Origin of the sequence: Cytobacillus depressus, assembly GCF_008923245.1 — a bacterium.
Classification (GTDB): domain Bacteria; phylum Bacillota; class Bacilli; order Bacillales; family Cytobacillaceae; genus Cytobacillus; species Cytobacillus depressus.
Genome location: NZ_WBOS01000012.1, coordinates 50,013 through 76,143, shown reverse-complemented (window position 1 = coordinate 76,143; position 26,131 = coordinate 50,013). Strand labels below are relative to the sequence as shown.

Annotated in this window: 23 protein-coding genes and 1 riboswitch; of the genes, 15 read left to right on the top strand and 8 right to left on the bottom strand. The window is 37.7% G+C overall.

The window, feature by feature from the left end; all coding sequences use genetic code 11:
* Positions 1–77 precede the first annotated feature (77 nt).
* The 3 genes from ytaF to F7731_RS18950 all read left to right on the top strand — a co-directional run bounded on the left by ytaF (position 78) and on the right by F7731_RS18950 (position 2,610).
* A complete protein-coding gene (ytaF, locus tag F7731_RS18960; protein WP_151536362.1) occupies positions 78–710 on the top strand; it encodes a sporulation membrane protein YtaF in 633 nt (210 codons plus the stop codon).
* Positions 711–927: 217 nt separating this feature from the next.
* Complete coding sequence (locus F7731_RS18955; RefSeq protein ID WP_425482025.1) at positions 928–1,584, top strand: DUF1232 domain-containing protein; 657 nt, start codon at positions 928–930, stop codon at positions 1,582–1,584.
* Positions 1,585–1,650: 66 nt separating this feature from the next.
* A complete protein-coding gene (locus F7731_RS18950; RefSeq protein ID WP_246197320.1) occupies positions 1,651–2,610 on the top strand; it encodes an LCP family protein in 960 nt (319 codons plus the stop codon).
* 247 nt (positions 2,611–2,857) lie between these two features.
* On the opposite strand, the gene F7731_RS18945 is transcribed toward F7731_RS18950, so the two are convergent.
* The 3 genes from F7731_RS18945 to F7731_RS18935 form a co-directional block, all read right to left on the bottom strand.
* Entirely contained in the window at positions 2,858–4,162 is a 1,305-nt protein-coding gene (locus tag F7731_RS18945) for a DUF4179 domain-containing protein (RefSeq protein ID WP_151536359.1), read from the bottom strand.
* Positions 4,155–4,673 carry a sigma-70 family RNA polymerase sigma factor gene (locus F7731_RS18940; protein ID WP_151536358.1) on the bottom strand — a complete coding sequence of 173 codons (519 nt, stop codon included), beginning with the start codon at positions 4,671–4,673 and terminating at the stop codon, positions 4,155–4,157. The genes F7731_RS18945 and F7731_RS18940 overlap by 8 nt, the downstream gene beginning before the upstream one ends.
* A gap of 138 nt (positions 4,674–4,811) precedes the next feature.
* Complete coding sequence (locus F7731_RS18935) at positions 4,812–6,062, bottom strand: helix-turn-helix domain-containing protein (protein ID WP_151536357.1); 1,251 nt, start codon at positions 6,060–6,062, stop codon at positions 4,812–4,814.
* An 86-nt stretch (positions 6,063–6,148) separates the two neighbouring features.
* Between F7731_RS18935 and F7731_RS18930 the strand changes: the two genes are divergently transcribed.
* From F7731_RS18930 to F7731_RS18905, 6 genes are all read left to right on the top strand, one after another.
* On the top strand, positions 6,149–7,489 hold the full coding sequence (locus F7731_RS18930; RefSeq protein WP_343032868.1) for an MFS transporter: 1,341 nt from the start codon (positions 6,149–6,151) through the stop codon (positions 7,487–7,489).
* A gap of 78 nt (positions 7,490–7,567) precedes the next feature.
* Positions 7,568–8,953, top strand: coding sequence for a leucyl aminopeptidase family protein (locus F7731_RS18925; RefSeq protein ID WP_151536356.1), 1,386 nt, complete (start codon positions 7,568–7,570; stop codon positions 8,951–8,953).
* Between the two features lie 134 nt (positions 8,954–9,087).
* A complete protein-coding gene (locus tag F7731_RS18920; RefSeq protein ID WP_151536355.1) occupies positions 9,088–9,903 on the top strand; it encodes a GNAT family N-acetyltransferase in 816 nt (271 codons plus the stop codon).
* Between the two features lie 480 nt (positions 9,904–10,383).
* Positions 10,384–10,566, top strand: a riboswitch (Lysine riboswitch).
* Between the two features lie 183 nt (positions 10,567–10,749).
* Entirely contained in the window at positions 10,750–11,598 is an 849-nt protein-coding gene (locus tag F7731_RS18915; protein ID WP_151536354.1) for a transporter substrate-binding domain-containing protein, read from the top strand.
* A gap of 97 nt (positions 11,599–11,695) precedes the next feature.
* The gene (locus F7731_RS18910; RefSeq protein ID WP_151536353.1) at positions 11,696–12,421 is read left to right on the top strand and encodes an amino acid ABC transporter permease; all 726 of its coding nucleotides are present in this window, start codon (positions 11,696–11,698) and stop codon (positions 12,419–12,421) included.
* 204 nt (positions 12,422–12,625) lie between these two features.
* Complete coding sequence (locus F7731_RS18905) at positions 12,626–13,360, top strand: amino acid ABC transporter ATP-binding protein (RefSeq protein ID WP_151536352.1); 735 nt, start codon at positions 12,626–12,628, stop codon at positions 13,358–13,360.
* A gap of 125 nt (positions 13,361–13,485) precedes the next feature.
* On the opposite strand, the gene F7731_RS18900 is transcribed toward F7731_RS18905, so the two are convergent.
* Together F7731_RS18900 and F7731_RS18895 are read right to left on the bottom strand one after the other, a co-directional pair.
* On the bottom strand, positions 13,486–13,698 hold the full coding sequence (locus F7731_RS18900; protein WP_151536351.1) for a DUF5342 family protein: 213 nt from the start codon (positions 13,696–13,698) through the stop codon (positions 13,486–13,488).
* Positions 13,699–13,869: 171 nt separating this feature from the next.
* The gene (locus tag F7731_RS18895) at positions 13,870–14,769 is read right to left on the bottom strand and encodes a TetR/AcrR family transcriptional regulator (protein WP_151536350.1); all 900 of its coding nucleotides are present in this window, start codon (positions 14,767–14,769) and stop codon (positions 13,870–13,872) included.
* Positions 14,770–14,951: 182 nt separating this feature from the next.
* On the opposite strand from F7731_RS18895, the gene F7731_RS18890 reads away from it, so the two are divergent.
* Positions 14,952–16,478: a DHA2 family efflux MFS transporter permease subunit gene (locus F7731_RS18890; protein ID WP_151536349.1), complete on the top strand. Its 1,527-nt coding sequence runs from the start codon at positions 14,952–14,954 to the stop codon at positions 16,476–16,478.
* Positions 16,479–16,594: 116 nt separating this feature from the next.
* Here F7731_RS18890 and F7731_RS18885 read toward each other — a convergent pair whose 3' ends face one another.
* The 3 genes from F7731_RS18885 to F7731_RS18875 all read right to left on the bottom strand — a co-directional run bounded on the left by F7731_RS18885 (position 16,595) and on the right by F7731_RS18875 (position 20,256).
* Positions 16,595–18,469, bottom strand: a complete 1,875-nt coding sequence (locus tag F7731_RS18885) for an ATP-binding protein (protein WP_246197319.1) — start codon at positions 18,467–18,469, stop codon at positions 16,595–16,597.
* A 1-nt stretch (position 18,470) separates the two neighbouring features.
* Positions 18,471–18,863, bottom strand: coding sequence for an anti-sigma regulatory factor (locus F7731_RS18880; protein WP_151536348.1), 393 nt, complete (start codon positions 18,861–18,863; stop codon positions 18,471–18,473).
* 229 nt (positions 18,864–19,092) lie between these two features.
* On the bottom strand, positions 19,093–20,256 hold the full coding sequence (locus F7731_RS18875; RefSeq protein ID WP_151536347.1) for a pyridoxal phosphate-dependent aminotransferase: 1,164 nt from the start codon (positions 20,254–20,256) through the stop codon (positions 19,093–19,095).
* A 466-nt stretch (positions 20,257–20,722) separates the two neighbouring features.
* Here F7731_RS18875 and F7731_RS18870 point away from each other — a divergent pair, with 466 nt between their 5' ends.
* The 5 genes from F7731_RS18870 to F7731_RS18855 all read left to right on the top strand — a co-directional run bounded on the left by F7731_RS18870 (position 20,723) and on the right by F7731_RS18855 (position 26,045).
* Entirely contained in the window at positions 20,723–21,700 is a 978-nt protein-coding gene (locus tag F7731_RS18870; RefSeq protein WP_151536346.1) for a proline dehydrogenase family protein, read from the top strand.
* Between the two features lie 292 nt (positions 21,701–21,992).
* Positions 21,993–23,339, top strand: a complete 1,347-nt coding sequence (locus F7731_RS18865) for a cytochrome ubiquinol oxidase subunit I (protein WP_151536345.1) — start codon at positions 21,993–21,995, stop codon at positions 23,337–23,339.
* Positions 23,336–24,349, top strand: a complete 1,014-nt coding sequence (locus F7731_RS18860; RefSeq protein ID WP_151536344.1) for a cytochrome d ubiquinol oxidase subunit II — start codon at positions 23,336–23,338, stop codon at positions 24,347–24,349. Before F7731_RS18865 ends, F7731_RS18860 begins: the two co-directional genes overlap by 4 nt.
* Positions 24,350–24,363: 14 nt before the next feature.
* Positions 24,364–24,477 (top strand): cytochrome bd oxidase small subunit CydS family protein, encoded by a 114-nt coding sequence (gene cydS / locus F7731_RS27345; RefSeq protein ID WP_425482022.1) that lies wholly within the window; start codon positions 24,364–24,366, stop codon positions 24,475–24,477.
* A gap of 224 nt (positions 24,478–24,701) precedes the next feature.
* Positions 24,702–26,045, top strand: coding sequence for a DUF4910 domain-containing protein (locus F7731_RS18855; protein WP_151536343.1), 1,344 nt, complete (start codon positions 24,702–24,704; stop codon positions 26,043–26,045).
* The last annotated feature ends 86 nt before the right edge of the window (positions 26,046–26,131 follow it).

The following is a 26,131-nucleotide window of genomic DNA, read 5'->3' as shown; positions in this document are numbered from 1 at the left end:
TCAACGTTATTTAGGTAGACATGCACTTTTTGTCAATAAAAGCAATACAGTGGTAAAAAAATAAAGGAGTGTTTACTTTGAGTTGGCTAATCATCTTAGCTTTTGCTGTTTCATCAAGTATTGATAATTTGGGCGTAGGAATATCATACGGAATTCGAAAGATACAAATTCGGATAGGATCCAATATTTTAATTGCGGTCATTTGTTTTCTAATGAGTATGGCGGGGATCACGTTTGGTCTTTGGCTTTCAAACGTACTTCCTGGGATTCTTCCCGTGATTTTTGGTGCATTCCTGCTTTTTATTATTGGGATTCGTATCATTTTATTGGCGGTCCCGCGTAAAAAAGGGATTTTAGAGGAGGGTAGGGAGGATAGTAAACAGTCTAATAGTATAAAAGGGATTCTTGAGAATCCTGAGATAGCTGATACAGATAATTCCGGTGAAATTGGTTGGGGGGAAGCGATTATACTTGGTGTTGCCTTATCTGCAAATGCTCTTACGAATGGTCTAGGTGCCGGTTTACTTGGCCTTTCCCCGCTGGCAATTTCTTTAACAGCTGCATTCGGTAGCTTCATTACAGTATGGGCAGGTGTGAAATTAGGATCTAAATTAGCTAATGTTCGTATTGGTTCATTTACTGTTGGTCAATTTGGAACGGTTATCAGTGGAATACTCATTTTAGTGATTGCGTTTACGGCATTTTTCTAGTCAGCAAATCGATTCGTAGAGTGGAACAATGAACAATCCTCAATCCCCATATTTGAATAATACGCGTTGACATAAAGTCAACGTTGGTTTATATTTCATAATAACATTGACTTTAGTAAAATCAGTCAATCATAACTTACTATATTGCGGGTGAAGAGTTTTTGGGTGTTCATGTCTCACTCTACAATTAAAAAATCCATTAAGAAAGGAGAGTCGAATAGTGTCACAAAAAATAAATAATCTAGGTTTAATATTAAAGGACCTATTGCAGGAACGATCATTGTCAATGCGGAAGCTTAGTGAACTCACCGCAATCAATACAGCTACAATTTCAAGAATCATAAATGGAAAACGAAAAGCGACTCCCGAACACTTACAAAAGTTTGCAGACACTCTCGGTGTTCCCATCGTTGATTTATTTGTAGCTGCTGGATACCCAATTGAACAGAAGGAAGATGGACAGCTTTCAGATATTCATGCCTCAGTGAACAGCATTAAAAATTTCCTCAAATCCGCTAATTTATATGATCAACAGTTTACTATAGAAAGCGTTGAGCAGCAGTTAGCTAACTATGAACAATACACACAGACAACAGAGGGAGAAAAAACAATTCTTAATGACTTCGAGGTAAAGCTTCAAAAGGTTGGCAGCATCGGTCCATTTATCAATCATTTGAAGGATATGTATGAAAGGTTCCGCTTAAAGAATGGTACCCCAGTTGAACTTGGTTTAATTGGAAGCGCACTCATATATTTTATTTTACCGGTCGATGTCATTCCGGATTATATCTTTCCAATAGGCTATTTAGATGATGCGATTGCAGTACAGATTGTTTTAAGCTTACTTGCAAAAAAAGAACCAGATCTAACATAAAGGCTATAACACTATAAATATGCAACAATATTACAGCTATTATTTAAATGATTGGTGATGTTATATATGAAGAAAAATAGAAAGACTAAAGGTAAGTGGATTAGAAACCTCTTTTTAGTAGTGACTTTATTAATAATAACTGCGGCTGCTTATAGTATGTATCAATATAATAAAGGTCTCTCTATGGCGAGTGACGGGGTGTACAAAGATGATGGTACAACGTTTGAATCGTTCGAAGGTTCGGAGCCGGAATTCGGGGAAATTAATATTCTCCTAATTGGAAGTGACACAAGAGGAGAAGAGAATGGGCAATCTGATACGTTAATGATTGCACATTATAATCAAGAATCTCATCGCTTGAAAATTGCTTCAATTATGAGAGATACGTATGTGGATATCCCGGATCACGGAAAGCATAGAATAAATGCCGCCTTTGCTATCGGAGGGCCAGAATTAGTCAGAAAAACGATTAAGCAAAATTTTGATGTTGATATTAATTACTACGCAGTTGTGGACTTTAACGGGTTTTCGAAAATAGTAGATATTGTAGCTCCTAATGGGATAGAGGTTGATATTCCATATGAAATGTCGTATGGAATTGAAATGACATTGCATCCTGGGAAACAAGTTTTACATGGAAATGAGTTGCTTGGATATGTCCGTTTTCGTCACGATCGCCTAAGTGATTTTGGACGGGTCGAACGTCAGCAAGAAGTAATGTCGAAAATTAAGGAGCAAGCCGTTACGATCCATAGTTTAGTGAATCTCCCTAAAATACTCGGAGTGGCAGACCCATACATAGATACGAATGTTGATACGAGAACCATTCTCGCCATTGGAAAAGGTGTGATTGCGGGAAAGTCCAAACAGGTGGAGACAATAAGAATTCCAATTAATGATTCTTATAAGAATGAACGTTTAAATGTGGGGCAGGTCTTGTCCATTGATTTTGATAAAAACAAACAAGCTTTAGCTGATTTTTTAGCACATGATGAGAATGAAAGCAACCTAGCGTTGGAAAAATAAAACTTGAAGATTAGAGCTTACTTTAGGTACGTTAATGTTTTAACGTGTCGATGGTAGGCTTTTTTTTATGTTCCATCAAGAGCTGCGGGAACGTATTTTAAAATTAAGTTGATAGAAGAAAGAATAAATAAGCTGAAATGTCCTTCTACTCCTTTTTTGGACTGTTTTTAAGAAGGTTTGTTGAATGAAGCTATCCAGTAAGTCAGGAAAAACAGACTTGCTGGATAGCCATGATTATTATTAATAATTATTTTATTTTTATGTTCACTTCTTTTTCAATCGTTGCCGGATAGTCAAGCAACTCTAATTTAATCGGTCCAGGTGGAGCTTTTTCAGAAGGATATGGGATTTGATATATAATAGAATCTTTATCAGGTGCTATACCTACTCCTTCATTTTCACCTATAATATTACCGTTCTGATCTATAGCATGTGTGAATATTAAATCGACATTGGAGTTAGATTTGGTTTCTAATTTGATTCGAATTTCATCTTCCCATATTTCGACTTCTTTAAATCTCCCGTCTTTAGGTGCTTTGAGAATTTTTTTGTTTACTGGATCGATTTCGAGCCATCGTTCATCCTTATCAAGGGCCCGAAGAGAACTGAATTGCAAATTTAATTTTTTCGGATTGGAGAAGTAGTTACTTTCCAAATGTATGATGAATTCGTCTTCATTAATAGAATCATTACCTTTCACTCTTAAATCCCAAACCTCCCCCGTTTCGTCTACTAACCGAAGATCATTAAAACCGAAAATTTGCTTACTGTTTTGTGGATTAAATGAAACATGCACATCTGTTTGTGAAGGATATATGACTATATTTTTAATAGTCATCTCCTGTCCTTCAATGACTACTGTTTCATTCAGTTTAAACACTTTCTTTTCTACAAACTTGCTTTCATCTAAATGCAACGGAATTTCCCAAACATCTTTGTAGTTTTGCCCATCAATACTAAATTGGGCTGAAACAATAAGATCCTTCGGAAGCTGTTTTTGTCCATTAAGTGTGAATCGTAATTCTAATAGCGAATTTTCTATTGACCAAACTGTTCCGTGTTTTTGAGTAGAAAGTTCTTCGCCTTTATTATTTAAGAGTTTAAAATCACCTATGACATGAAGATCTTCATTTTCAGCATGAAAGTTATAAAACAAAGTTAAACTTTTTTCATCATAGATTACAGAATCTATTGTTAGTTGTATACCGGCGTGTTCGACAGAAGCATTCACTTTTTGAATATAATCATTTTCTGCTGCCGCCAGCAACCCTTTGTCATAGCGGACTAATTCTATAATCTTGTCCATTCCCGGAATGTTTTTCATATAAGTAGCCATTGTTTCAGAAACATTTACTGTTGTGAAAAAGGATATAATGATAATGCTTGCTGTTAATAGTATTTTTAACGGGCGTAATTTCCTCTTTTTTAGCTTTAGTTCTTTTCCGCGATGAATGCCTTTCAAGATGGCTGAATTAGCCTGATCATCAGAAAAGGCATATTCATTGTACAAATCTTTCGATTTTTCAAGTTCCTTTTCTTCCTTTTCAAACATTCAATCCACTCCTATCCTCCATCTGATTTCTCAGTGCTTTCAGTCCTTTATATAACCATGTTTTTATCGTGCTTTCTGGACTTTCTAGTATTTCAGCAATATCCTTAATCCGAAGATCGTGATAATACTTGAGGATAATGACTTCTCTGCAGCGAGCGTCTATTTTCAGCAAAGCTTCTTGGATTTCTAATGTTTGATTGTGATCCATTGATTCCGCTAAGTTATCCAATAGAGAGGGATCTGCTATTCTCTTATTCTTCCGGCTTTGATCATGGCAGTAATTCAGCATAATTCGAATGAGCCATGTTGAAAAATATTCAGCTTCCTTTACTTTATTAATGGAGCGATACGCTCTGAATGTTACTTCCTGTAAAGCCTCCAGTGCTTCCTCTTCATTTCGCAAATAAGAGAAGGCAATCTTTAATAAGCGCGTTTTGTGAAGCTGCATAAGTTCATAAAATGCGTGATCATCTCCTTTTTTTGCTTTTTTTAATAGTTTACTAATATCCAAGGAGAACCCCCCTTTATTTATTACTAAACGTTAGACTTCGTTAGGGAGTAAAAAGTCTTAAATGGCGATTGAATTCTTTTTATTATTGTTGGAATTACCTGATTTAAAGGGAAATGTTATAGATAAAAGCCAAGGAACTCATTCTTCCTTGGCCACTTTTCTTATTTGATTATACGTTTCCTTCGCAAACTCTTTAAGAGAATTCCCCGGCATCGGCTCGAAATGATCTACCGCAAGTTTCGCAAATTGAAGCGCCTCGTCCCAATTTTTTAAATTAAGATGGCAAAGTGCTTTGTAGGAATCCACTACATAAAATAGAGATAAATCAATCGGATGATGTGTAAACTTTGGTATCCCTATTTTTTCAAAACAATGAAGGGCTTCCTCATAGCGATCTTGGCCGTATAGGGCTTTGCCTTTCTCAATATAAAAATAAAATTTAAGTATCTCGAATATGTTCGAATCTGCTAAACATTGATTAATCTTTTGAATGGCTTTTGCATATTCATGATTAGACGTTAGCGTTTCAATCATCATTAAGTGATAAAAGAGTATAGAATATTGATCGTCTGCAAACTCGCCATATTGCCTAAGTTTATTGGAGTAGTATAATTTTTTATCTGTATCTTTTGTAATCATAGCATATCCAGCTGCAAGTCTATATAAATCGTCAATGCGATAGAAAATCCGATGTTTTTTTGAATAGGCGATGGCTCTTTCCATGGCGTGGGTTGCAGCTTCTGTTTGGCCGACAGCAAAATATAAAACGGCTTCTTGATAATCAAGATCAAGCCTGGTCTTTGGGTCAATATAGGCATGATTGTCCTCGATTTTGGCACGTTCATTTAAAAATATTTCTAAAGATTGGTCATAGTGGTGATCGATGAATTTCTCGTGTGCGCGTAAAATCCCAATCGCTGCACGCTGGGAAGTAAGGTTCATTTGGTCATAAATGTCTGCTGCTTGTTCGGAAAACTTCTGCCACCCAGCTACTTTTTCGTTATAAAGACTACGGCTGTAAATGTCTAATAACCGTGCTGATTCGTAGCCTTGAGTAAGGCTTGAGATGTAAGGCTTTATGAGACTGATAATTTCTTTATCTTTATCTGTATCTTTGAATGCAGTCTCTGTCTCACTTAATTTTTTTGCATTGTATAATTCTTCTGCTATATCAAGGGTTTTCCTTAACTCCTGTGTACTTATTTCCTCTAATAAATCAGATACCTCGACACCAAGACGTTCAGCAATATAATGCAAGCTTTCCATCGAAGGATTCGCCTTATTATTTTCAATAAGACTGAGCATTCCTTTCGTTAAAGCGTCCCCGGCAAGTTCTTCAAGGGTCATTTTTTTTTGTTTTCTTATTTTTCGGATTCGTTCTCCTAACATAATAAATAGGCACACTCCTAAGTTAAATCATTATGTTTAATTATATTAAACTTTTTCTTGAAAGGGAAGAGGTGGTGTGGTACGATATGTTTAATAAAATTAAACTTTTTGAAATGGGGATAGTTATGGATGATGCTTTAAAGCTGAGAAAAGCAACCTATCATCTTTGGACATTTACAATTAGTAAACTGATTTCTTCATTTGGGGCTCAAGTTTATTCCTTTGCTATTAGCTTTTATATTTTGCAATTGACAGGGTCGGCGACAAGCTTTGCCGCAAACCTTATATGTAATATTTTGCCGCGAACCCTTATCTCTCCTTTTGTAGGGTATGCAGCAGACAGGTACTCGCGAAAAATGATTGTCATTGCGGCGCAAATTAGTACGACGTTGGCTATTGGTGGATTGCTTTTTGTTACTCTCTCATCAGGTTTATCACTTGGAGCAATTTATGCGACAACATGTATTCTCTCCATTACTTCTGCTTTTTCAGGGGTAACCTTTACTTCGTCGATTACCGGACTTGTTGACAAAGAAAGAATTCAAAGGGCGATGTCACTAAATCAAATGTCGATTTCATTTGCTTCCATTGGCAGTCCTGCTGTTGGTGGATTACTATACGGAGCTGTCTCCATGCCAACTTTCTTAATTATGTATATGGTTGCTTCATCTTTTGCTGTCATTCTTGAATCAACAATGAATTTTAAGCTCTTTTCCAATCGTAAGACAGATGCAGAAAATGAGAAAAAAGAAACGATGTGGCAAAGTATGAAGGCCGGGATCAGCTATTTGAAATTACAGCCGATCTTAATGACAATTATCTGGATTGGGCTCCTTGTTAATTTCTTATTTGGTGCGTTCGAAGTAGGCTATTCATTTATTTTGATTGAAAAGCTGAAAATGCCTCCTACCCATTTTGGGATAACAGGCGGGGCATTAGCGTTTGGAATGCTGTTGATGTCCATATTCTTTTCTGTCAGAAAAGAAGTGGAATTTCCTTTAGTTCTGTCAAAAAGAGGTATTATTGGACTGGGAATGACGATAGGCGGTATGGCCATCCCTTTACTCATCATAATGCCGTATAGCATCGTTTTAGCTTATTATATTTTGATTATGTTTGGCTTTGGTATTTTATTAATTATCGTGAATACACCTATACAAGTCATGCTGCAAAAGAAAATCGATGATGATTTTAAGGGGCGAGTTTTTTCCATTCTAGAAACGATGGCAATGGCACTGATGCCATTAGGAATGGTGTTGTATGGATTTTTGTATGATATTTTTCCAGCTCATTGGATTTTGTTTTTCTCCTCGGCTTTATTAATAGGGGTAGTTCTTTACCTTGCCAGACCATCCGTCATACATCATTTACATCCTGAGCTAAAGGAAGTGAGAAGGCCAAAGAAGAAAGCAGCATCTTTTTCATAAAATAACTGCTTTAATAAAGGATTTTACTTTTCGCATAACGAAATAAATAATGTGATATAGAAAAGGGAGGAAGAATCAATGTCATTACAGGCAACAATATTATTTTCCAATGATTCTCGTATTCAAAATAACCATCAAATTAAGCAATTTGTTGAAAATAGTAAAGCGGAATTTACAACTTTGTTTCATGAAGAAGAACTAGTAGCCACCGTAAAGGAAGTAGAAGAAGCGAAGCAGTCATATGAAAAAGTTCGTATGATTGCGGGTGCTATTTCCCGTGATTTAAGCAGTCGAAAAGTAGAGAAAGCAGTTGTTGAGGCAGACCATCTCAGCAAAGCGTTGCCAAACTTGAAACTTGGAGAATTGGTCACCGCTTTTGTGGAAGGCTGGCACTTAGGCTCATATAAGTTTGTCATTTATAAGTCAAAAGAAACTGTTTTTCAAACTGAATTACTCATTGAGGGTGCGGGAGATTTAGAGTCATTCATCGAAAGCGGAAAAATTCGTGCAGAGGCAACTAATTTTTCCCGTGATTTAATGAATGAAGTGCCAAATGTATTGAATCCTGAAACATTCCCTGTGGTTTTACAAGATGAGTTTGCCCATACGAATGTTCAAGTAAATGTATTTCATAAAGAAAAGCTTGAAGAAATGGAAATGAACGGCGTTTTAACAGTCGGACGCGGAAGTAAATATAAGCCTGCATTTGTTGAACTTGTTTACCGAGGCGACGAATCAAAGCCACTTGTTGCTCTTGTTGGAAAAGGGGTTACGTTCGACACAGGGGGAATTAGCTTAAAGAGCGGTAGAAACTTAAGTGATATGAGAATGGATATGGGCGGAGCAGCTGCGGTTGCTGGAGCGATGAAGCTGTTAGCCGCATCAAATGAGAAAGTAAATGTAGTCGCATTGATTCCAATGGTTGAGAATTCACCTGATAATACATCCGTTCTTCCTGGTGAAATCATTCGTTATAAAAATGGGCATACAGTCCAAGTTGGGAACACGGATGCGGAAGGACGCTTAATCCTAGCCGATGGGCTGATTCGTGCAGGTGAATGGGGAGCTGAATACGTTGTGAATATAGCCACACTAACAGGTGCAATCTTCAATGCTCTTGGTACAAAATTAGCTGGTGTGTTCGGGGATGAGCAGCTTTCTAGCGAAATGAAAACTGTTGGAAAAGAAAATGGCGATTTCGTATGGCCGATGCCATTAGTGGATGAATATGACAAATATTTAAAGAGTGATTATGCTGATTTTTGCAATATAAGTTCAAAAGGTGAAGCAGGATCCATTACAGCAGGATTATTCCTCCGCCGCTTTGTGCCTGAATCTTGTAAATGGTTGCATGTAGATATGGCAGGGGTCATGGAAAGTGAAGAAGAGGGCTATTATGTGAAATCAGCAACGGGATTTGGTGCTAGATTACTTGCAGATTTCACAACTCATGTATCGAAATAAGTCATTATTTTTTAAAGAAACGTAGTCGGTTAGTTTAGCAACCTTTATGTACAAAGTATCACCAGCGCAGTGAAATGCGGCCGACGACATTTACCCACTAAGTCAGGATTGATTTAATTCAAGGGGGAACATTCTTGTTAACTAGTAAACAATTACTGGACATTAAAGAGCTGCAACAAGCTTGCGAGGCGAATGAGTCATTTGAGTTAAAGCTTAATTGGGAGATGTTAAATGAGCGCCCAGAAAATGAGACAAATGACTTTTTACATTATGAGGACGGGCAGCTAGTAGGATTTATCGCTCTATATGGGTTTGGAAATAAAGTTGAATTATGTGGGATGGTTCATCCTGAGTTTCGTAGAAAAGGAATCTTTACTGAGCTTTATCATACTGCTTTACAAGCAGTAAATGAAAGGGGCTTTACACAGATTCTCTTAAATGCACCTTCAAATTCACAGTCTGCGAAGAAATTTTTGCAAACAATTCCATGCTCCTATGCATTTTCCGAGCATCAAATGAAATGGGAAGAAAAGGATTTGTCTGAAAATGAAGAGGTCAAACTAAGATTATCCACTCCCGACGACTTTGAATTAGAGGTTCAATTAAATGTGCAATGCTTTGGTTTTAAAGAAGATGAGGCAAGAGAATATAATAGACGACCAAGATGGGATATGGATCAATATTATATTGTCATGTCTGGTGAGAAGTCTGTTGGAAAAATGCGCATCTCCCGCACCGATGGAGAAGCTTGGATTTATGGATTTGCAATCCTTCCTGAATATCAAGGACAGGGGATTGGCAGAAAAGCGCTAACGAATGCGGTAATTAAGGAGCATCAAACTGGTTTTCCTATTTTTCTAGAAGTAGAAGCCAAAAATGCCAATGCTTTACGGCTTTATGAATCTATCGGATTTAGAGCCTATCACTCCCAAGATTATTACGAGAAATAAACAATAGTGAAAATGGTGCTGTCCAGAAGTCGATTAACTGTCTTCCCGGACAGCTTTTTTTAATGCCTCATCTTACCCATGAGCCATCAATGTTTTTATACCGGACATTCCTTTTCATAGCACACGTTTTCCGAAGTCGCCATCTCAAACGCACTCCATGAAAGGTTCATAGTACTCGTTTTCCGAAGACTCCATCACAAACGGTCGCCATGAGTGGTTCATGGTACGTGTTTTCCGAGTTCGCCATCTCAAAGGGTCGCCATGACCACTTCATAGCACTCGTTATCCAAGTTCCCCTCCCAAAACGCTCACTATGAATGTCTCATAGCACATTCAAAATTCCTCAAGTCTAGTAATTCTTGATAGCTATCTATAAAAACGCGCAAAGAGGTTCTTTCTCCCAACAATTCTAGGTATCTTGACATGAACCACTGTTTGTAATAGACTACATGTAACAATTTAATAAGGCCTCACTTTTACTAGTGAGGTAGAGGCGCGATATTTAACAGTCTTTAGTGGAGTTTGAGAAGCCATGATGCTAACGAGAAGGAAATATCGCCGAAGCTAATAATATTCTCAATATTATTTAGCTGGGTCTGTAGTTAATAGCTACAGGACTGTCTCAATAAACTTCCCGGTTTATTGAGGGGTGCTATCTCATGAAGGGAAAAGAAGAGGACTTTAGGCTAAAATGCATGTAACGAGACCTGAGTTTTCCTTAGGTCTCTTTTTATTTTGTTAAAAGACGAAATAAAATAAACAATCCCACTTTTGTGATAAGTGGCAGGCATACCTTTTTTAACGCGGAAATATACTAAACTACTAGGACAAAAGGAGAGTATGGACATGAGGAAAAAATTATCAATATTATTAGCCATGTCTTTATCTATGATTCTGTTATTGGCAGGATGTGGCACAAGCAGTGATGCGGGAAAAACTACAGATAAATCTGAAGAATCAGAGGGAGTTTTTAGAGTAGGGATGGAAGCGGGATATGCTCCATTCAACTGGACACAATTAGATGATTCCAATGGCGGTGTGAAAATCGATGGCAATGCTGAGTATGCAGGCGGATATGACGTAGAAATCGCCAAGAAAATTGCTGAAGGTTTAGGTAAAAAATTAGTCATTGTGAAAACGGAATGGGATGGGCTTGTTCCGGCATTACAATCAGGCAAATTGGATGCCATTATTGCAGGTATGTCCCCAACTGAAGAGCGTAAGAAAACGATAGACTTCTCAGAAAACTACTATACTTCACATTTTGTTATGGTCGTTAAAAAGGGTGGACCTTTCGAAGGGGCTACTTCTATCCAAGATTTCAAAGGGGCAAAAGTGACTGGTCAGTTAAATACATCTCACTATGCTGTCATTGATCAAATTGAAGGCGTACAGAAAAAGCCGGCTATGGACAATTTCCCTGCGATGCGTGTCGCTTTAGAGTCAGGAATAATTGATGGGTATGTATCAGAACGTCCTGAAGGAATTAGTGCTTCTTCAGCTAATGGTAACTTTGCTATGGTTGAATTTAAAGATGGATTCAAAGCAGATGAGGCTGATACAGCTGTAGCAGTTGGACTTAAAAAAGGCAGTGAATTAACAGGTAAAATCAACGAAATCTTATCAGGTATTTCTGAAGAAGAACGCCAAAATATTATGGATACTGCGGTGAAAAGTCAACCAGCAGCAGAATAATATAGAAGTGAATACCGGCTGCATCCTTTTGCAGCCGGTATTTAAATTCTGTCTAGCTTCAGCGCCTGGCGCTTTCGATTTCTAATAGGGGGTAAGTATGAGCTTAGAATATATTTTAACAATGGTTGCAAACAACTGGCCGATGTTCCTTCGGGGAGCAGGGATGACACTCTTTGTTTCCATCATTGGAACAGTCATTGGCGGAATTATAGGTTTATTGGCAGGAGTCATACGTACAATTCCTGTGCCTGAAAAAAAATTCAAACGCATATTTTTAAAAATAGTTAATGCTATTCTTTCTATGTATATAGAGTTTTTCCGAGGAACACCGATGATTGTACAGGCCATGGTTATTTTTTATGGTTCTGCTTTAGCTTTTGGCATTGATATGAACGTAACAGTTGCAGCAATCGTGATCGTATCCATTAATACGGGAGCTTATATGGCGGAAATTGTTCGCGGCGGGGTTATTTCTATCGACAGAGGACAATTTGAAGCCGCTCAGGCAGTTGGTATGAATCATGTGCAAACTATGCTTAACGTAGTATTGCCGCAAGTGATCCGTAATATTTTACCAGCTACTGGTAATCAGTTTATCATTAATATTAAAGATACGTCCGTCCTGAACGTTATTGGAGTGACGGAATTATATTTCCAGACAAAAACAGTGGCAGGCATCAGCTTCAAATACTTTGAACCATTCTTTGTAGCTTGTGTTCTGTATTTCGTTATGACATTTACGGTCACCTTAATTCTGCGCTATTTTGAAAGAAAACTAGATGGCCCGGAAAACTACAGCATGATTGAAACAAAAGCTCGTTAATCAGAAAAGCGCAAGCGCCTTCGGAACAATTACAGATCAAATTGTTCCTGCGATGACTATTCTAAGAAGCTTTCCTTAGTGGTCAGGGGCGACAAGCATTAGGCAAGCTGGCAGAAAGGTTGTTCTTTAACCTTTTTGACAGATTGACTTATGACCTCGAGCCCCTAGGCGCTGGAGCTAGACAAAATCGAAGGAGGAGCATATATGGAAAAAGTAATTGATATACAGCATTTAAGCAAATCCTTTGGAACGCATGAAGTATTAAAAGACATTGACTTTTCAGTGAACAAAGGAGAAGTTGTCTGCATCATTGGCTCGTCTGGGTCTGGTAAATCTACTCTTCTTCGCTGTGTGAATCTTTTAGAAAAACCAAGCGGCGGGCAAATTATTTACAATGGCGAAAATATTTTAGACGATAAACATGACATCCACGCTTACCGTACAAAGCTTGGAATGGTTTTTCAGCAGTTTAACCTATTTAATAATCATACGGTCTTAAGCAATTGTGTTGTCGGGCAAGTAAAGGTGTTAAAGCGTTCGAAAGAAGAAGCCGAAAAAATTGCGATGAAATATTTGAAAATTGTCGGTATGGATAAATACGTAAATGCGAAATCCAAACAATTGTCAGGTGGTCAAAAGCAGCGTGTAGCGATTGCTAGAGCCCTTTCAATGGAACCGGATGTGATGCTGTTTGATGAACCTACATCGGCACTGGATCCCGAGATGGTAGGAGAAGTACTGAAGGTCATGAAGGAGCTTGCAGACACAGGGTTAACCATGTTGATTGTGACCCATGAAATGGAATTTGCGAAAGAAGTTTCTGACCGGGTCGTTTTCATGGATAAAGGAGTCATTGCCGAAGAAGGAAGCCCGGAGCAAATTTTCAACCATCCAACCCAAGAGCGGACAAGGGAATTCTTAAAGCGAACGTTAAATTAACAAAACATATAGAGCCGGACAAAGCAAGAATTGAAGAGCTTACTCTGTTTAGCAAAACGTTCTATCATTCTAAGTAAAATATATCGAAAGACCCTTTCCGCTATCAGGAAAGGGTCTTTTATCAATTATCTATAACACATTTTTTTATGAACGATGGATTCCATAATAGCTAAATACTTTTCTTTGATATGATTTATGGGTTGAGGATTGAACCAAGAAATCTTACCATTATGATAAATTCCTTGATATTCATTTCCTTGAAAATTTACTGAAAACGTATGTCTTTCGTGAAATTGGCCTTTAAATAATTTTTTGTTTACGTTAAAGTTTTTTACCAAAGTAAACAACCTCCTATATTTTTTAGTATGTTGTTCCTTGGTTATAAGAATAAATTATTAACATTACAAACAATTTAAAGGCAGATTAAAGTTTTCTGAGAAAGATCTAATCTAAAAGAGATCTAGAAAAATGCTATTAACACCAGTGATGGCGTTAAGTCCAATGAACCTTTAGTCTGTTTCCTCAATTTGAGTAAAATGTGCTGCAATCAGATGTTCAAGCTTATTAAGTTCCTTATTTTCCAAAAATGTTTTTTCCATTGTCAGTGTTTGAAGAGCTATATCTATGAGAAATCTTCGCGGTTTTTTTGAATCCAATAATTCCTCTTGAATAAAATCCAGTAATTCGCAAAACTTGGTTTGGTTTTCATGGTTGGCTAACTCTTTTTTTAACTCCGAAACTGTGTTTATCACGTCGTTATGGAAATCTACTGTGTTCCCTTTGCATTTGGGTAGCCAGTTTTCTAGCAATTCAGGTCCTAGTAATTGATCCCCAGATTCAGCTACCTCATTCACAATTTTTACAATTCGATTGACACTATAACGGACGATTTTATATATGTTTGCATTTGAGTTATGGGCCATTCCATTGTATTTAAGATTATGCTGCAAAATACCCATAAACATGATGGAGCAATCCAGTAAATAGGGTCTTTTGCTTTCGCCGAAGATATCAATGAAACGATTGTATGTCCAGCGAAGAATGCTTAAATGGCCTCTCTTAATCAATTGCTTAAGGTCCTCATCGCTCGAGAAATAGACCTCCTCAAAAAGAGAAATCAGCTTATTTGATCGATTTGTTTCCAACTGTAATTCAATTTGTTTAATAAAGATCTCTATATTAGACGGATCTTGTCCTATTAGTAAATCATTTCGATCCTTTTCGAGCTGTTTATATATTGACTTAAAAAGGGCGATTAATAATTCGTTTTTAGATGAAAAATAATTATAAAACGTTCCTTTTGAAATCCCGCTTAATTGTAAAATATCTTGAATGGATGTTGTCTGAAATCCTTTTTCCATAAATAATTGATGGGCAACTTTTATTACATGTTGCTTTCTAGCATTCATTTGATCACCTTTAAAATAATTTAGACTCACTGTATAAAAATATAGTACATTACTTTTTTATTTTAGACAAACTTAATAAATATAAGCATTTTCTTATTGCAAAAATTGAACACATGGTATATGATATTGTTCTGTGAAACACGAGTACAAAATTATAGACTTAGTGTATAGGGGGAAAGTGAATGGAAAATTCCATAAAAAAATCAAATCGTCCACCCTACGGGATTCTGGCGATTTTAATGATCGGAGCTTTTATTACATTTTTAAATAATACATTACTAAATATAGCACTTCCATCAATCATGATGGACCTTAAAGTGGAACCTTCTACTGTCCAGTGGCTAACGACTGGCTTTATGTTAGTAAATGGCGTATTAATTCCAACTACTGCCTTCTTAATTCAAAAATATTCAGTTAGACATTTATTTTTGATTGCTATCGGATTATTTACGATCGGAACGGTTTTAGCAGGCTTTGCTCATGCCTTTCCATTGCTATTGGCGGGAAGAATGATTCAAGCATCTGGCTCAGCTATTATGATGCCGCTATTAATGAATGTGATGCTAGTTAGTTTCCCAATTGAAAAAAGAGGAACGGCAATGGGGTTTTTCGGATTAATTATGATGGCAGCGCCAGCAATCGGTCCGACATTATCAGGCTGGATTATTGAGAATTATGATTGGAGAATGCTGTTCCATTTTGTGACGCCAATTGCTGTCATCGTTCTATTAGTAGGCTTTTTCCTGCTTAAAGATAAGAAAGATAAGGTGGAAATTCGCTTAGATTTCCTTTCCGTTCTTTTATCAAGTGCAGGTTTTGGGGGTTTGCTATATGGATTTAGTTCGGCAGGGAAAAATGGCTGGGATAGCCCACAAGTATATTTAACCATTATTATTGGTGTAGTTGCTCTTATCTGGTTTATTTTACGTCAATCTAAAATGGAACGCCCGATGCTTAACTTTGGCGTCTTTAAGTATCCGATGTTTGCCTTATCCTCATCTATCAGTATGGTATTAAATATGGCCATGTTCTCGGGAATGTTATTACTTCCGATTTATGTGCAGACGATTCGCGGGATATCACCGATGGATGCAGGATTAATGATGTTGCCTGGAGCGATTCTTATGGCACTTATGTCACCTATTACAGGGAAATTATTTGATAAAATTGGTGGAAGAATATTGGCTGTCATTGGTTTAGCAATTACAACCATAACTACTTATTATTTTAGCAAGCTTTCACTAGATACGACTTATACTCATTTGATTATTTTAAACTCTATTCGAATGCTTGGAATTTCGATGGTGATGATGCCGGTTTCGACAAATGGTTTAAATCAGCTTCCGGCACGTTTCTACCCACATGGTACGGCAATGAACAATACTTTGAACCAAGTATCTGGTGCAATTGGTACAGCTTTACTAGTTACACTGATGTCTAATCGGACGGAAACACATGCCACTGAATTGGCCGCTGAAGCGATGAAGCATGCGACAGGGCAGGTATCTGCATCTGCAGCCGCCGAAATGAAGCAGCAAATTATGATGAAGGCAATGCTGGAAGGGATTAATGATGCTTTCTTCGTGGCAACCTTTATCGCGGGTGTAGCCCTTGTACTTGCTTTCTTTATTAAGCGTTCCAAACAGACAGAGGATCCGATGGCAAAAAAGCCTGAAGGCAATAAATTAGCAAAATTAGCAGAAAACTAATTCGAAAAAGCACATTTCCTACTTTTATTGGAAATGTGCTTTTTGGTGTATTTTAATTGTCATTGAACATGCCTTGATGTTCGAAGTAATCACTAGCGCAGACGACATGAACAAACTTATTTTCGGCTTATGAATGGGCGTATATCCTGCAAAGCCTGTTGTAGATCAGATCTTGTTTTTACCTCATTATCGATTTCGATTCCGAGTTCAATCATCGTTTCCGCAGTATCAGGATTAATTCCTGTTAGGATCGTAGAGCAGCCCAATATTTTTATGCCTTTTACTATTTTAAATAAGTGATTCACAACAGATGTATCGATATAAGGAACACCTGAAAGATCAATGATTAATTGCTCGGCTTTTAACTCTTTTACTCTAAAGAGAGTTTTTTCGCGAATTTTTTTGGCCCGATAAGTATCAACCGTTCCAACTACTGGAAGGATACACACTCCTTCGGCAATTGGGATGATTGGAACAGATAATTCATCAAAAGTTTCACGATGGCTCTTTAACAACTCATCCTTGTAACTAACATAATATGACGTATGGGAGTCAATATATAAATCGATAATATCGTTTATATAGCGTTCTAATGCAAAAAACTCCTCCATGCTTAATGAGTTATTCGATTCTGAATAAAACTCTTTAATGGCATTCCAGATAATGCCGCGGGCTGATTGAAAAAGTTCTAAAGATAAATGGATTGGAAAGTCAGATTTGGCACTTTTACTCCCTCTATCCCGTGCATGATCCATAATTAATTCTGTTTTTAACTCAAGGATGTTTCCTGCAACGACTTTAATAATTGGATTTCCTTCCATTTCGTATTCTTCAAGAAGATTATGTTCTTTCATTAATGTGGTAAGGTAACTTTTGTTTCTTTGTAAATATTGAATCCACTCTTTTGTATAAAAATCTAAATTATCCTGCAAGAATTGTGCTAATTCAACTTTTGTATTTACCGTATTAATCATTGAATGGCCCCCTGTGTATGAATTGGTGTGTCGCAGTATTTTTGTGAAGGAAAGGTAAAAGGTGGTTCCTTGACCTGCCTCACTTGTTACACGAATTTTTCCGTTATTACTTTGTATGGCATTAAAAACTTGAGCGAGTCCCATTCCTTTCCCATCCTGCTTGAGTGAAAAGAAGGGAGTCCCTAATAAACGAAGCTTGTCCTTTGGAATGCCAACACCGGAATCTGTTATACGGAGATGTATTTCACTGGCATCTTCATATTGCTCGATGATTAAAGTGCCGCCATCGGGCATAGCTTCGATTGCATTTTTGATTAAGTTGAAGAGAGCTTTTTTTATCTGACCTTTTCTGCCGGTAATCATGGAACCTTCATGCTCGAATTTTTTTATTAAATGAATATGATATAGCTGATTTTGGAAAAGCAGCAAAATCGCTTCAATTTCCGAACATAAATTAAAGGTTGAATGCTCTTCTTGGAAAAATTCAGGCTTGGATACACTCATTAAATCATTTAAAGTTTGGATGGCCCGATCTAATTCGCTTTGGGCTATTTGCGAATACTCTTGTGTATAATTTTGCTCCATTAATTGGAGAAACCCCTTTACTGCAGTTAAAGGATTCCGCACTTCATGGGCAATCCCGGCAGCCATTTCTCCAACGGAAGACAAAAGATGATTATTCCAATTATTATGATCGTGAAAGCTTTGCAATTGGTTTAAATTAAACAAAAAGATATGTATTTTATCTAGCTTTTCATTTTTAAATGTGCGATGAAATAAAAAAAAGTGGGGCTGGGTATCGATGACCACGATAAATTCATTGGATTTTCCCATGAAACATTCATGTAGCTTTGTTTTAATTTCATTGTTTTTAATGCGATGGAAAAGGTTGTTCGAGTCACTTTCTTCGGAAATTAAAAGTCTTTTTGCCACTGTATTCATTTTCAAAATGGTTCCATCTTGATTGAGTTCAATCATCCCGTATGAGGCTTCATTAGAGGTAGGCGATTTAATCAAGTTATTTACCCCCATTACTGAGCCGTATGGCGGCTCGTACTTTCGTGCCTTTATTAATCGTGCTAGTAATTTCAAACTCATCCATTAAGCGTTGCACCCCAGAAATTCCTAAGCCTAATCCTGTTTTGGATTTGTATGAATGGTTTAAAATTTGTTCCAGATTGGCAATTCCAGGTCCTTGATCAATTGCGATGATCTCAATACCATGGGGATCCGGATGTATAAGTATTTCGCCTTTTTTTGCATAAAAGACGATGTTACGGGTTAATTCCATAATCGAAACAACTAATTTTGTTTGTAGGCATTTATTGAAGCCTAATTCTTCAGCAGCCCTTTTGCCGATGGTGCTTGCCATATACACATCATCTTCCCGTTCAATAACAATTCTGTACAATCTCATCCCCTATCCTTTTTTAGAAAGAGTTGGAATTTTAAGAGTATTTTAGCACATCTTGCTGACTTTTGGACTACTTTTCTATAAAAAATAATAAAAATATTTCGTTATTCTAGAATAATATTTAAAATACTCGAGAAATAAAAAAGTCATCCAACCTCACTTTGATGTAGGCAGATGACTCTTTAAAGAAATCACTGGCTCATTCATTTTGCTTAAGAAAAATAAATCAAAACAAATTTAGTTTCCCAATTCGTTCAATAGCCTTCACGAGAATATCTTCGTCAACTAATAAGCCAACGCGGACATATCCTTCTCCATATTCGCCGAACCCATTCCCAGCCGCGACTACTACATCGGCTTTCTCTAGTAAATAATCAGCGAAGGACTCACTTGTAAAACTACTAGGGACAGGAAGCCAAGCAAAGAAAGATCCACTTGGTGCTTCAGCTTTCCAACCAATTTTATTACATTCTTCAATCAGAACATTTCGGCGGCTCTCATAGCGGGCAACGAGCTCCTCAACACATTTCTGGTCATCAGTCAAAGCTGCTGCTGCCGCTTTTTGTACAGCTGGGAAAAGGCTGCAATATAGATGGTCTTGAATGAGGTTGAGTGCTTCAATAATTTTAGCGTTTCCAACCGCAAAGCCGACACGCCAGCCCGCCATATTATATGTTTTGGATAATGTATACATCTCTACCCCAATTTCTTTAGCCCCTTCGACCTCTAAGAAACTAGTAGGCTTTTTCCCGTCAAAGCCAATAGCACCATAGGCAAAGTCATGCAATACAGTAATATTATGTTCCTTCGCAAACGCGACAGTTTCTTCAAAGAAGGCTTTGTCAGCAGTAGCGCCTGTTGGATTATTAGGATAGTTTAAGTACATTAGTTTTGCCGCTTCTTTTATGTTTGAAGAAATGGCGTTATAATCCGGCAGAAATTTATTTTCCGCCTTTAATGGAAAGGTTTCATAGTTAACGTTAGCTAAGACAACCCCAGATAAATAATCAGGATAGCCAGGGTCTGGCAATAGCATAAGGTCTCCTTCATTTAGTAGACACATAGGGAGTTCGACAAGGCCAGTTTTTGTGCCAAAAAGAACGGCTACTTCAGTTGATGGGTCAATTTCTACTCCATATTGTTTATAGTAAAATTCAGCTGCTGCATTTTTGAGTTCCTGAATTCCGCGAAAGGGAGAATATTTATGAGTTTTAGGATCCTCAGCCGCCATTTGAAGCGCTTTAACAATATGAGGCGGTGTTGGCTGATCGGGATTTCCTTGTCCTAAATTAATGACATCCCGCCCTTCTGCAACGGCTTTGCTTACCTTTTCAACTAAGCTAGCAAAGAATTGAACAGGGAGTTTTTTTAAGCGATCTGAATATTCCATTTGATCCACCTTTTCTATAATAAAATTAGGGAAACTTCATTCAGTGGGGGCCTTCATCTCCCACTGAATGTTAGTTGAACTTATCACGCTCAATACGCCACGTCCTGTGGCTTTCGCCTGACTAGGACATCCTGTCCGTCGTCGGGCCTTTACGGGCTGTTAGATCTCCCACTTTAGAAGTTTTTGTTTTCTAAACTTTTTGACGTGGGAGTCTTACAGCCCGTTAATCTGCGATAAATTTGGAAAAGTCATTCATGTTAATTTCAAATTTTATATTCTTTCATTTGAATTGTCTATAGGAATGGGGAATGTTGACCAAAATAGTAGAGTAAATAAAGGCATACTAAAATAATGAATGGGCTCTAATTTTGTCAAAGAAAATCGGAAAAGATAGAAGATATGAAGAAGTTGGCGAAACAGATATGTTATAATTATATTGAAAATAGAACAGTAAGGAGCATTCGCTATGTTAAAAGATATTTTTATTGGCTTATCCCAAAACCAATTCCTAAATAGTGCTGCTAAAAAGTACGGGTTAAAATTGGGTGCACAAAATGTCGTAGCGGGAACAAATATAGAAGAAACAATCGAAAGCATTAAAGAATTAAATGCACATGGAATTTCTTGTACTGTTGATAATTTAGGGGAATTTGTATTTAAAGAAGAGGAAGCAACGGAAGCAAAAGAACAAATCCTAAAGGTGATTGAAGCAATTCATCAAGAAAAAGTGGATGCTCATATTTCCTTGAAGCCGACTCAGTTAGGTTTAGATATTGATTATGAATTTTGTCTAAATAATTTAAGAGAAATTGTCGATAAAGCGAATCAATATAATATTTTCATTAATTTTGATATGGAAGACTATGGACATCTACAACCATCATTTGATCTTTTAGATGAGCTTTCTACAGAGTATAACAATATTGGAACAGTTATCCAGGCCTATTTCTATCGTGCCGAAGAGGATATCCAAAAATACAAAAATTATCGTCTGCGTATTGTAAAAGGGGCTTATAAAGAGCCTGAGCAATACGCATACCAAGACAAAAGTGAGATTGATGCTAACTTTATTAAGTTGATCGAGTATCATTTATTAAATGGAAAATTTACTTCGATTGCTACTCATGATCATAATATTATTAATCATGTAAAGGAATTCGTTAAAAAAAATGATATTCCAAATGATAAATTTGAATTCCAAATGCTCTACGGATTTAGAAAAGATATGCAGCTAAAATTAGCGAAAGAAGGCTATAACTTCTGTACGTATGTGCCATTCGGTAAGGACTGGTACGGCTATTTCATGCGCCGCCTTGCAGAAAGACCGCAAAACTTAAATCTTGTTGTGAAGCAAGTATTCAACAAAAAGACAAACACAGTCCTTGGAGTTGCCGCTGGAGCATTCCTTTTAGGCAGAATGACGAAAAAGAAAAAGCGTAAATAAAAATCGAACTTAAAGAAGTCTGTTCTCTTGTGATAAGGGGGCAGGCTTTTTTCTTTTGTAATGATATCTTTTTGGTTTAATCAAGGATAAGATGGGAACTTTATACATTAGCGAATGGATTTCAACAGTATTATTTTTCCTTCATAAGTTTAAGGATGTTCATCTGTAGGGAGGGATGAGCTTGTATAAAAAGCAAGAAAAGATATTAATACGGATCGTATTTACAGTTGCTGGCATTATTCTTATTTCACTGCTAAGAAGAGTCGTTGTCGGTTAAGGAGGGATTTTCGGAATGGGAAATGAGGATGCTGTATTTTATAGTCGAGTTCTCACCGAACTCACTTTATCATTTCATATTATTTATGCCACGATTGGTGTTGGAGTTCCGCTCATGATTATGATTGCCCAATGGATTGGGATCAAAAAGAATGATGAGCATTATATTTTACTTGCAAGAAGATGGGCGAGAGGCTTTGTCATTACAGTTGCTGTTGGGGTGGTCACGGGAACAGCGCTTGGTTTGCAACTTTCACTTTTATGGCCGAACTTTATGGAGCTAGCTGGTAATGTTATCGCGCTACCTTTATTTATGGAAACGTTTGCGTTTTTCTTTGAGGCCATTTTTTTAGGCATCTATTTATATACTTGGGATCGGTTTGAGAATCAGAAGAAACATATGCTTTTATTAATCCCAGTGGCGGCCGGTGCCTCGTTTTCGGCAGTGTTTATAACGATCGTAAATGCCTTTATGAATGCACCACAAGGGTTTGACCTAGTAGATGGTCAGATCATTAATATTAACCCGCTAATAGCGATGTTTAATCCTGCTATGCCAACAAAGGTTGCGCATGTAGTTGTCACTGCCTATATGACATCAGCCTTTATCCTTGCTGCGATTGCCGCTTTTCGCTTACTGAAGGGCTCTAATCATATATACCATAAAAAGGCGCTGTATTTAACAATGAAGCTAGGCTTGATTTTCTCGATTGCTACTGCTGTCATTGGTGATTTCTCCGGTAAATATTTAGCAGAATATCAGCCGGAAAAATTAGCTGCAGCTGAATGGCATCTAGAAACTGAGGAAGGCGCCCCTCTCTACTTATTTGGTGTTTTAAAGGATGGTAAAGTTAAATATGCCATTAAAATTCCTTTTGCACTAAGCATTTTGGCTCACAGTAATTTACATGCGGAAGTCACTGGGCTCAATCAGTTTCCGGCGGATGAAATTCCTCCTCTCTATATCCATTATTTATTCGATATTATGGTTTCAATTGGCATGTGGATGACTGTTTTATCCGCTGTGTATGTGTTTGGAAAATGGAAGGGCTGGGCGTTTGTTAAGGCAAATTGGTACCGCGGGTTTATCGTTGCGGGAGGTCCGCTTACAGTGATTGCGATGGAAGCAGGCTGGTGGTTTGCGGAAGTGGGCAGGCAACCGTGGATATTGCGAGGAATTATGCGGACATCGGAAGCGGCGACTACAAGTGGACAAGTGAATCTCATGCTTGTGTTATTTGCCGGGTTATATTTGATTTTAGGAATTGGAAGTATCGTTGTGCTAACGAGAATGTTTAGACGAAATCCGGTTGAAAAAGAACTAGAAGATAGGCATGCAGAAATAGGTGGTGATCTTGTATGACACATGAATTGATTGGTATTTCTGTTCTTTGGCTATTTTTGTTTGGGTATGTGGTTGTAGCTTCCATTGATTTTGGGGCTGGAGTATTTAATGCGTATAGCTTGCTTACAGGCCGAAAGCATATATTAACGAATATTATTCAAAGATATTTGTCTCCTGTTTGGGAAGTCACTAATGTTTTTCTTGTCTTTTTCTTTGTCGGTATGGTCGGATTTTTCCCGAAAACAGCTTTTTATTATGGAACGATTCTACTTGTTCCAGCTAGTATTGCGATTATTTTAATCGCGATTCGCGGATCATACTATGCTTTTGAGACGTATGGATCGCGGGGACATAAGGGCTACACATTTATGTACGGTCTTTCGGGGTTGTTTATCCCAGCATCGCTATCGATTGTGTTGACGATTTCGGAAGGCGGGTTCGTTTCGATTGTTGATAATCAACCGGTGTTGGACTACTGGGCACTTTTTACAAGTCCGCTCACTTGGAGCATTGTTGTGCTAAGCTTGGCCGCCGTTCTCTACATTTCAGCTGTTTTTCTAACGTGGTATGCGAATAAAGCTCAAGATCAAAAAGCAACAGATCTATTAAGAAAATATGCATTGATCTGGGCGGCCCCACTAATGATTTCAGCTGCTGGAATTATTGTGGAGCTGCGTGAACATAATGCTGAGCATTATGCTCGAATGCTTAATATGTGGTGGCTGTTTGGCTTATCATTTGTTCTATTCCTTGGTACCGTGTGGTTAATATGGAGGCGCCAGAAATATGGCCTTGCGTTCGGATTATTGGCAGGACAATTTACACTAGCCTTTTTTGCTTATGGAATTTCTCACTATCCGTACTTGTTATATCCATACTTAACTCTCTATGACAGCTTTACAAATGAAGCGATGGCCGTTGCGCTCATTATTGCGTTTATTGCGGGATTATGCCTGTTGATACCTTCATTATGGCTGCTTTTAAGACTGTTTTTATTTGATAAGGATTATGTTCGGGGAAAGAGTTAAGGGAGGTTGATGTGATGGAGCACTTTCTAATGTTTTATGCACCGTTTATCGTTGTTGTGTTATCTATTGTAGTTGCATTTTGGGCAGGCTTGAAAGATGATGCAGTTTCTGGAGAACAAAAGCAATAGAAATTCAATATTTTGTGTGACAGCACATTTAGTAGTTCTTGCTGAATGTGCTGTTATTATTTTATTGGCCTAAAGACCTAATTGATAATGATACGAATAGTCCTCTATATCCGTGCTTTAATAACTAGCCTAGGTTGAAAGTTTCGTTTGTAAATTTTTTGAAGGTTTATAGGAAATCAAAGCGAATACATCTTGAGAATTCATAACTCAAGGAGGTTTTCGTTTTGAAAAAGGGCTCTTCCGTTTTACTTTCTGCCATTCTCGTTACTTCCAGCTTATATTTTGCTCCCATTAATTCCGCTATAACTGCTGAGGCTGCAGTCAATCAGGCTGACCATCCAAGTGAAAAAGCCTTTGATCAAAAGGTAATTGCTAGAGTCAGTGCTGAGCGGGTCTATGAAGATGTATATTATTTATCTGAAACGATCGGTCCGCGGGTCACCGGTACTGAAGGAGAGCAACGCGCTGCCGAGTTCATTAAGGAACGCTTGCTTTCCTATGGATACGAGGTAAAAATACAAGAGTTTAGTATTCCGGATAAAATGACGGGTTATTTAGTAACAAGTGATCAAAATGAAGTGATGGTAAGTATCCCTGCAGGCTCTAGTGATACAACAGAGGAAGGGATCTCTTCAAAGCTTTACGATGCCGGCTTTGGAAGAACAGTCGATTTTACTGAGGAGGCCGTTGGGAAAATCGCTCTTATCTCAAGAGGAGATATCACATTTAAGGAAAAGGTGGACAACGCCGTGGCTGCTGGAGCTATTGGAGTGCTGATTTATAATAATGTAGATTCACCTGGACCTCTAAATCCTTCTATTGGTGGTGATGCCGCGATACCGGTAGGCGGAATTTCAAAGGTAAGCGGCGAAGCATTACTTAAAGATATAGCTGCACAGAATAAGACGCTAACGTTAAAAGTGAAACGAATTGAAAATGCAAAATCCCAAAATATTATTGCAACTAGAACACCACAAAAAGGTAAAAATCACGACATTGTGCATGTATCCGCCCATTTTGACAGTGTTCCATTTGCACCAGGTGCCAGTGACAATGCTTCAGGAACAGCTGTTGCTTTAGAGCTGGCAAGGGTTCTAAAAAGCTACCCAATCGAAAAAGAATTAAGATTCGTTTTTGTTGGGGCTGAGGAAATTGGCCTTGTTGGTTCTGAATTTTATGTGAGCCAGCTAAGTCAAGATGAAATCAAAAGGAGCATTGCGAATTTTAACATGGATATGGTCGGGACCTCATGGGAAAATGCGACAGCCATTTTCATGAATACAGTGGATGGACAAGCAAACATCGTTACTAATACAGCGAAGGCTACCGCTGCAAGAATTGGAACACCATCTGAACTAGTTCTCTATCAGCGCGGAGCTTCCGATCACGTTTCGTTCCACGATGCAGGAATTCCAGCTGTGAATTTCATTCGCAGAGAGCCAGGTACAGCGAACCTAGAGCCGTATTATCACACACCACTAGATAAAATCGAACATATTAGTATAGAAAGATTAAAAGAGGCTGGGGACTTAGTAGGCGCTTCAGTTTATAGCTTGGTTCGTAAATAGTTTAATAGTTTGATAGTAAAAATGAAGCTGGGTTTCAGTTTGGACCAGCTTCATTTTTTTTGTGGACTATTTTCATTGTTGCTAAT

Excerpts from the sequence above, each read along its gene's own strand:
- F7731_RS18935 (WP_151536357.1), bottom strand. The coding sequence starts at position 6,062 with ATGTTAGGAGAACGAATCCGAAAAATAAGAAAACAAAAAAAAATGACC.
- F7731_RS18945 (WP_151536359.1), bottom strand. The coding sequence starts at position 4,162 with ATGTTTGAAAAGGAAGAAAAGGAACTTGAAAAATCGAAAGATTTGTAC.
- F7731_RS18915 (WP_151536354.1), top strand. The coding sequence starts at position 10,750 with ATGAGGAAAAAATTATCAATATTATTAGCCATGTCTTTATCTATGATT.
- F7731_RS18925 (WP_151536356.1), top strand. The coding sequence starts at position 7,568 with ATGTCATTACAGGCAACAATATTATTTTCCAATGATTCTCGTATTCAA.
- F7731_RS18895 (WP_151536350.1), bottom strand. The coding sequence starts at position 14,769 with ATGAATGCTAGAAAGCAACATGTAATAAAAGTTGCCCATCAATTATTT.
- F7731_RS18905 (WP_151536352.1), top strand. The coding sequence starts at position 12,626 with ATGGAAAAAGTAATTGATATACAGCATTTAAGCAAATCCTTTGGAACG.
- F7731_RS18950 (WP_246197320.1), top strand. The coding sequence starts at position 1,651 with ATGAAGAAAAATAGAAAGACTAAAGGTAAGTGGATTAGAAACCTCTTT.
- F7731_RS18890 (WP_151536349.1), top strand. The coding sequence starts at position 14,952 with ATGGAAAATTCCATAAAAAAATCAAATCGTCCACCCTACGGGATTCTG.
- F7731_RS18870 (WP_151536346.1), top strand. The coding sequence starts at position 20,723 with ATGTTAAAAGATATTTTTATTGGCTTATCCCAAAACCAATTCCTAAAT.
- F7731_RS18865 (WP_151536345.1), top strand. The coding sequence starts at position 21,993 with ATGGGAAATGAGGATGCTGTATTTTATAGTCGAGTTCTCACCGAACTC.
- F7731_RS18930 (WP_343032868.1), top strand. The coding sequence starts at position 6,149 with ATGTTTAATAAAATTAAACTTTTTGAAATGGGGATAGTTATGGATGAT.
- F7731_RS18860 (WP_151536344.1), top strand. The coding sequence starts at position 23,336 with ATGACACATGAATTGATTGGTATTTCTGTTCTTTGGCTATTTTTGTTT.
- cydS (WP_425482022.1), top strand. The coding sequence starts at position 24,364 with ATGGAGCACTTTCTAATGTTTTATGCACCGTTTATCGTTGTTGTGTTA.
- F7731_RS18910 (WP_151536353.1), top strand. The coding sequence starts at position 11,696 with ATGAGCTTAGAATATATTTTAACAATGGTTGCAAACAACTGGCCGATG.
- F7731_RS18875 (WP_151536347.1), bottom strand. The coding sequence starts at position 20,256 with ATGGAATATTCAGATCGCTTAAAAAAACTCCCTGTTCAATTCTTTGCT.